The following is a 6,775-nucleotide window of genomic DNA, read 5'->3' as shown; positions in this document are numbered from 1 at the left end:
AGCACACCGCCAGGTTGGTCATGGCCGGGAGATAGCCCGCCTCGGCCGCCTTTTTGTACCAGTACACCGCGTTGGCCGGATTGGGGGTGAGGCCCTCTCCCAGCTCAAAGGCCAGGCCAAGGCTGCACATGGCGGGGGGATAGTCCTGCTTGGCGGCCTCCCCGTAGAGCTCCGCCGCCCGGCACAGATCGGCCTCCACGCCGTCCCCGTCCCGGTAGCAGTTGCCCAGCAGGCTCTGGGCCCGGGCGTTGCCCTGCTCCGCCGCCTTCTCCAGCCAGGGTATGGCCCCGGCGGCGTCCGGCTCCATACCGATGCCGGTGAGGCAGCAGTAGGCCAGGTTGGTCTGGGCGGGGGCGTAGCCCCCCTCGGCGGCCTTCCGGTACCAGGCCACGGCCTGCTCCTTGTCCTCGGCCACGCCGTCGCCGGTCTCATAGCACAGGCCCAGGCTGCACACGGCGGGGAGGTAGCCGCCTTCGGCGGCCTGCCGGTAGAGTGAGATGGCCCGCTCCTTGTCCACCTCCACCCCCCGGCCGTCCAGGCAGAAGTCCCCCAGGATGCCGGCGGCCCGGGGGGAGCCGGCGGCCACCGCCTTCTCCAGCCACGCCACCGTCTCCCCCATGTTCTCCTCCACGCCGATGCCGTTGAGGTAGCACACCGCCAGGTTGCACATGGCGGGGGCGTAGTCCAGCTCGGCGGCCTGCCGGTAGAGCGCCGCCGCCCGCGCCTTGTCCTCCTCCACGCCGTTGGCGTTCTCGTAGCACAGGCCCAGGTCGCACAGGGCCGGCGGGTACTCCTGCTCGGCGGCCCGCCGGTAGAGCTCGGCGGCCCGCCACGTGTCCACGCAGTCCACCCCCCTGCCCTCCATCCAGCAGTCCCCCAGCAGATCCAGGGCCCGGGGAAAATCCTGGTCGGCGGCCTTCTGGAGCCACTCCACCGCCGCCCTGGGATCCTCCTCCACCCCCACGCCGTGGAGGGTGAGCACCGCCAGGTTGGTCTGGCCGGGGGCATAGCCCTCCTGGGCGGCCTGGCGGTAGTACTCCGCCGCCGTCTCCTTGTCCATCTCCACCCCGTCGCCGTGCTCATAGCACAGGCCCAGGTTGCACTGGGCGGGGGGATAGCCCTGGTCGGCGGCCTGCCGGTAGAGCCGGGCGGAGCGGGCCCGGTCACGCTCCACCCCCGTGCCGTCCCAGTAGCAGTCCCCCAGGATGTTCAGGGCCCGGGGGAACTCCTGCTCCACCGCCTTCTCCAGCCATTGGAGGGCGGTGTCCACGCTCTGCTCTACCCCGATGCCGTTGAAATAGCACACCGCCAGGTTGGTCTGGCCGGGGGCATAGCCCTGCTCGGCGGCCTGGAGGTAGTACTCCGCCGCCCGGGCCTCGTCCTTCTCCACGCCGGTGGCGTTCTCGTAGCACAGGCCCAGGTCGCACTGGCCGGGGGCGTAGCCCTGCTCCGCCGCCTGCTGGAACAGCTCCACGGCCCGGGCCTCGTCCTTCTCCACGCCGGAGCCGGCCTGATAGCACCGGCCCAGCAGATCCACCGCCCGGAGATCCCCGTCCTCGGCGGCCAGGGAGAACCAGTGGGCCGCCCGGGCCGGATCCCGCTCCGCCCCGTCCCCCTCGGCATAGCGCACGCCCAGGTCGTAGTAGGCGGCGGGATCTCCCCCCTCCGCCTGCTCCAGCAGGCTCTGGAACTCCTCCCGCGAGCGCTGGAGCCCCTCCACCGCCTTTTGGATCAGATGGGTATCGACAAAAATCACCTGGTCATCGTAGGCTTCATGGCCGTTGTTGGCGTTGTTTTCCATGGTGTGCTCCCCATTCTATGTAGTATGGGGATATTATACGCCGTCGATAGGGTTTTGTCTACGCCGGCATGGGCGCGCCGGCTATCCCCCGCGGCCGGCCGTCTGTCCGGAAACCGTGGACAAGCGGCCCGCTTTCCGCTATATTGGGGGTGAAAGGGGGGAGCGGCATGAAGGTGGACATCCGCATCGATCCGGCCTGCGGGGAGCCGGCCGTAACCATCACCGCCCCGGCCCTCACCGACGAGATCAAGGCCCTGGCCGCCCGGCTGGAGGGGGGCGCGGCCCTGGTGGGCTGGGACGGGGCCCGGGCGGTGCCCCTGGAGGAGGCGGACATCCTCCGCTGCTATGGGGAGGAGAAGGGGGTCAGGGTGCAGACTCCCGGCGGGGTGTATGATCTGAAGGAGCGGCTCTACGAGCTGGAGGCCCGGCTGGATCGGCACGCCTTCGTGCGCATCTCCCACTCGGAGATCGTCAACCTGCGGAAGATCACCGCCCTGGATCTCTCCCTCACCGGCACCATCCGCATCACCCTGGCCGGTGGGACGGTGTGCTACGCGTCCCGGCGGTATGTCAAGAGGATCAAGGAGGCCCTGGGGCTTTGAGAGGAGGTATTTCCATGCTGTTTGACGACAGGCGGCAGGCTGCCCGCCGGGCCCTGGCCGGGGCCCTGCTGGGGCTGGCGGCCCACGCCCTCCTGGGCCGGCTGGCCGGGGACTTTCCCATTGCCGGCCCGGCTCAGTTTACCGGGTACGGCTTTCTGGACTGCGGCTTTCCCGACGCCCTGGAGGGGTGGGGCATTGCCCTGTCCTTCGCCCTCTTCGCCCTGCTGGGGGCGGAGGTGGGCATCGCCACCCTCCCCTTCGCCGGGGAGGGCCGGGCCCTGGTGCTCCGCACCCTGACCCACTTTGCCCTCACGGCGGCCACCATGGCCCTGTGGGCGGGGCTCACCTTCGACCCGGCGGGGGCGGCGCTGCTGGTCTTTCTGCTGGCCGTGGTCTACGTCCTGGTGTGGCTGGGCCGGTGGGTGGGGTGGTATGTGGAGCTCTCCGCCATCCGGGAGAGGCTGGGCCTCTCCCCCGCCCCCTCCCCGCTCCGCTGGCGGGAGACCCTGCCCTATGTGCCCTTCGCCGCCCTGCTGTGCCTGCTCCTGCCCCTGGTGCTGCGGCTGTGCGACGGCGGGTATGTGCCGGTGCTCTCCGGCCTGCTTTACCCCTACCTTCTGCTGCCCATCGGGGGCTTCTGCTCCGGCCTGTCCCTGGGGAGAAGGCAGGGCTTCTGCCCCCTGTACCCCGCCGCGTGTGTGCTGGGGATTCTGGTGTTCATCCCCCTGGCCCGCCTGTTCTCCAACATGTACGACTGGCCCCTGGTGACCATCGCCCTGGTCTGCTCCCTGGCGGGCAATCTGGCCGGTTCCGCCCTCCGGCGGGTGCGGAAGGGGGGCGCGGGGGCATGAGTTCCTTCGCCTGGTTTTTCGTCAGCTGGTTTCTGTTGCTGGGCGTACCGCTGCTGGCCCTTGGACTCACCCTGGCTCTGGGGCTGGCTCTGCTGGCCGTCAATATGATCGCAAAGCTGACCAAAAAGCTGTTGAGTCGGCGGAAAAATTGGGTGGGCGAGAGATAACGGCGGGCGAACACAGTTCGCCCCTACGGAGACAAGCGGGAGGTGAGGATATGACCCCGGCGGCCCTGGTATGCTGGCTGGTGATCCTGTCCAGCCCGGTTCTGATCCGGCGGCTGGCCCCCGAGCCCGTCCGCCTCAAGCTAAGGATCACGGCCCTCTGGCTGCCCTGGTGCGCGGTGGTGTGTACCCTCCTGCCCGTCCTGATCATGTGGTGGCTGGGAACCGGAGGGATCCTGATTGCCATCTACCTGCTGCCCTTTGGGTGCATGGCCCTGGGGATGGCCCTGGGAAAGCGGCATGGCCTGTGCCCCCTTCTCCCCCTGGCGTGCGCCCTGTGCCTGCTGCCCATTGCGTGGGGCTTCTGCGGCATGACCGGCGCTATCTGCCTGGAGCCGGCGGTCTTTGCCCTGCTGGGCAACGCGGCGGGGGCGTATCCGCGGAAGGACTCCGGAACGTGAGGTGCGTATATGGAAGAACTGCTTTTGCTGCTCTGGTTCGCCCTCTGGCTGGTGGGGCCGTGTGTCCTTCAGCTGGGGGTGCTCCGGCTGACCCGGCGGAGACTCCGCTTCCTGCGGTTGCTCCCGCTGGCGGCGGTGGGGTGGCCGCTGGTCTGCGCTCTGCGGGCCTACCGTGCGGGGGGCCTCTTTGTGGGGCTGAATGTGGCGGCCGCCCTGCTCTATCTGCTCCAGGCCGGGCTGTATCTGGCCGGCTGGGGCCTGGCCTGGGTTCTCTGGAGGGCGGGACTAGGAAAAGCTCGCCAGAGATGATATAATGATCCCATCTTGATGGGAACGAGGGATCCGGATGGGAAAGAACGGTGGAAAATCCATCAGCTACTTTGGGCTGGTGGCCATGGGCATCGGGTGCATGCTGGGCACCAGCTGGCTGCTGCTGACTGGCACGTGGCTGGAGACGGCGGGGGGTCCGCTGAACCTGGTGGTGGCCTTTGTGCTGTGCATCCTCATTGAGCTGCCCTTCGCCTTCGCCTATATGGAGGCCATCCCCATGCTGCCCCTGCCCGGCGGCGAGGTGGTGTACTCCTACGCCGCCTTCGGCAGCCGGGGGGGCTTCGCCGTGGGCTGGGCGGGCATTCTGATGAACACCATCGTGTTCTGCTGGGTGGATCTGGCCGCCGTGTCCCTGCTGGACGAGCTGTTCCCCGCCCTGGGGCGGACGGCGGTGCTCTATCAGGTGGGGGATTTCCCCGTCACCCTGCCCAACCTGATCGTCCAGCTGGCCCTGGCGGGGGCCATCCTGTTCATCCAGCTCAAGGGTGCCAACGTATGCGCCTCCCTGGCTAAAATCGCCACGGTGGTGCTGCTGGTCATGTGCGCCATCGGCCTGGCGGTGTGCTTCACCCACTTCGACCCGGCGGTGTACGCCTCCGACGGGGGGCTGGACTTCGACTTCTCCGGCTCCATGGCCCTGCTGAGTCTGCTGGTGTTCTCGGTGGCCGGGTGGGAGACCGTGTCCAAGGCCGCCGCCGACGCCACCGGCCCCGCCGCCCGCAAGGCCGGGGCGGCGCTGATCACCTGCCTGCTGCTGGTCACCGGCATCCTGTGCCTGGTGTCCACCGCCGTGGCCGGGTGCATGCCCTGGCGGGAGGCGGTGAACCGCACCGCCCCCTTTGCCGACGTGCTGGTGGAGCTCACCGGTGTCCCGGCGGTTCGGGTGCTCTTTCTGGTCACCGCCTTCGTGGGGGCGGTGGGGGTGATGAACTCCACCCTCTACTCCTCCGCCCAGATGCTCTACGGCCTGTCCCGGTTCGGCCTGGTGTCGGAGAAGTTCTCCGCCCTCCACCCCAAATACGGCACACCCGCCCGGTGCATCTGGTTCACCGCCGCCTTTGTGATGCTCACCCCCTTCACCGGCAAGCTGCTCTTCCTCCCCCTCATCAACATCGCCTCCCTGGCCACCGTGGTCATGTGGGTCATGTCCCTGCTGGCGGTGCTGGCCCTCCGAAAAAGCCATCCGGACTGGCACCGGCCGGTGTCCATGCCCGGCGGCCGGATCACCGCGGTGTGCGGCATCCTCGCGTCGGTGTTCCTGGCGGGCAACCTGCTGGTGCCATTCAGCCCCGGCGCCCTCAGCCCCCTGGAGTACGCCCTGGCCGCCGCCCTGGCGGTGCTGGGGATGGTTCTCTACCACTTCCGGGACCGCACCCTCTCCGACGCCCAGCGTGCCCAGCGCATCCTGGGCGGCCGGGAGAAAACCCCTTAAACCCATCTACAGGATTCCCCAAAAACGGGCGGGCCGGTCATTTGACCGGCCCGCCTTTGCATCTTGTCAGGTGATGGATCTGCCCAGCTCGTAGGCGGCCTGGAGCTCCGGCTTGCCGTCGATGTCGCCCGCGTCCATGTTGCCCCCGGCCAGTACGTGGCCCAGGTTTTTCCACCGCAGGTGCTCCATCAGGTGGTCGTAGTAGGTGCGCACATCCTCGAATCCGCTCCCCTCCGCCGCCATCAGCAGGCAGGAGGCCCTGTCATGGCCCCGCAGCAGGTTGCCGTCCCCCTCCTCCAGGGCGAAGAGCCGGTCCACCGCCGTGCGAAGCTGGCCGCTCAGGTTCCAGTAGTACAGGGGGGAGGCCAGCACCACCACGTGGCAGTCCTTCACTGCCGGATAAATTTTGTCCATATCGTCCCGCTGCACGCAGGGACAGTCCCGGCCGCTGTGGCCGCCGAAGCAGCCCTTGCAGCCGTGGATCTCCATGCCGTCCAGGAAGAACTCGGTCACGGTATGGCCCGCCTCCTCCGCGCCCCGGGTGAATTCCCGCACCAGGGCGGAGGTGTTGCCCTTTTTCCGGGGGCTGCCGTTGAGTACCACAATCTGCTTGCCCATTTCTGAGACCTCCCGTCAGATCTTCTCCGCCAAAGCCGCCGCCTGGGCGCAGCCGTCGGTCTTGTCCACGTCACCCACATTGAGCACGCCGGGCACCAGCACCTCGCCCACCATCTTCCACTTGTTCAGGGCCGCCGTGCGCTCCATGGGGATGCGCACCCCGTCCAGCACGGTGAGATCCTCCTCCTCACAGCAGGCGATGAGGGCGCACTCCTTGCCGGCGATGTCCTTGCCGCCTACCACCAGAGAGTAGATGCGGTCGATGACCCCCTTGATCTGGGCCGGGATGGAGTACCAGTACACCGGCATGGTGAACACAATGGCGTCGGCCGCCAGGATGGCGGGGGCGATGGTGTTGAAGTCGTCGTCAAAGGAGCAGGCTTTCCCCGTCTTGAAGCAGGTCTCGCAGGCGTGGCAGCCGCCGATGTTCAGGAACGCCGCGTCAAAGCGCGTCACGGTGTGGCCCTTGGCCTGGGCGGCCTGGATGAATGCGTCGGTCATGGCGAAGCTGTTGCC

9 protein-coding genes are annotated in these 6,775 nt (G+C 68.3%); 6 read left to right on the top strand and 3 right to left on the bottom strand.

Translation table 11 applies throughout. From position 1 onward, the window contains the following. On the bottom strand, positions 1–1,801 hold a 1,801-nt coding region (locus QZ378_RS11125), incomplete at its 3' end, for a tetratricopeptide repeat protein (protein ID WP_291258312.1). A 167-nt stretch (positions 1,802–1,968) separates the two neighbouring features. On the opposite strand from QZ378_RS11125, the gene QZ378_RS11120 reads away from it, so the two are divergent. The 6 genes from QZ378_RS11120 to QZ378_RS11095 are packed head-to-tail and all read left to right on the top strand — an operon-like array spanning position 1,969 to position 5,641. Continuing rightward, a complete protein-coding gene (locus tag QZ378_RS11120) occupies positions 1,969–2,403 on the top strand; it encodes a LytTR family DNA-binding domain-containing protein (RefSeq protein WP_291258311.1) in 435 nt (144 codons plus the stop codon). Positions 2,404–2,417: 14 nt separating this feature from the next. Next, positions 2,418–3,254, top strand: a complete 837-nt coding sequence (locus QZ378_RS11115) for a DUF3021 family protein (protein WP_291258310.1) — start codon at positions 2,418–2,420, stop codon at positions 3,252–3,254. Continuing rightward, positions 3,251–3,421, top strand: coding sequence for a hypothetical protein (locus QZ378_RS11110; RefSeq protein ID WP_291258309.1), 171 nt, complete (start codon positions 3,251–3,253; stop codon positions 3,419–3,421). The genes QZ378_RS11115 and QZ378_RS11110 overlap by 4 nt, the downstream gene beginning before the upstream one ends. A gap of 50 nt (positions 3,422–3,471) precedes the next feature. Further along, positions 3,472–3,879, top strand: coding sequence for a hypothetical protein (locus QZ378_RS11105; protein ID WP_291258308.1), 408 nt, complete (start codon positions 3,472–3,474; stop codon positions 3,877–3,879). Between the two features lie 9 nt (positions 3,880–3,888). Next, positions 3,889–4,188, top strand: coding sequence for a hypothetical protein (locus tag QZ378_RS11100; protein ID WP_291258307.1), 300 nt, complete (start codon positions 3,889–3,891; stop codon positions 4,186–4,188). Positions 4,189–4,225: 37 nt separating this feature from the next. Then, complete coding sequence (locus QZ378_RS11095; protein ID WP_291258306.1) at positions 4,226–5,641, top strand: APC family permease; 1,416 nt, start codon at positions 4,226–4,228, stop codon at positions 5,639–5,641. A 66-nt stretch (positions 5,642–5,707) separates the two neighbouring features. Here QZ378_RS11095 and QZ378_RS11090 read toward each other — a convergent pair whose 3' ends face one another. Continuing rightward, positions 5,708–6,259: a flavodoxin family protein gene (locus QZ378_RS11090; RefSeq protein ID WP_291258305.1), complete on the bottom strand. Its 552-nt coding sequence runs from the start codon at positions 6,257–6,259 to the stop codon at positions 5,708–5,710. 15 nt (positions 6,260–6,274) lie between these two features. Continuing rightward, on the bottom strand, positions 6,275–6,775 hold a 501-nt coding region (locus tag QZ378_RS11085), incomplete at its 5' end, for a flavodoxin family protein (protein ID WP_291258304.1).

This window comes from Flavonifractor sp. (assembly GCF_019422385.1).
Lineage (GTDB): Bacteria > Bacillota > Clostridia > Oscillospirales > Oscillospiraceae > Flavonifractor > Flavonifractor avistercoris.
Note: the sequence above shows the minus strand (reverse complement) of the source record. Positions and strands in the feature narration are given on the sequence as shown.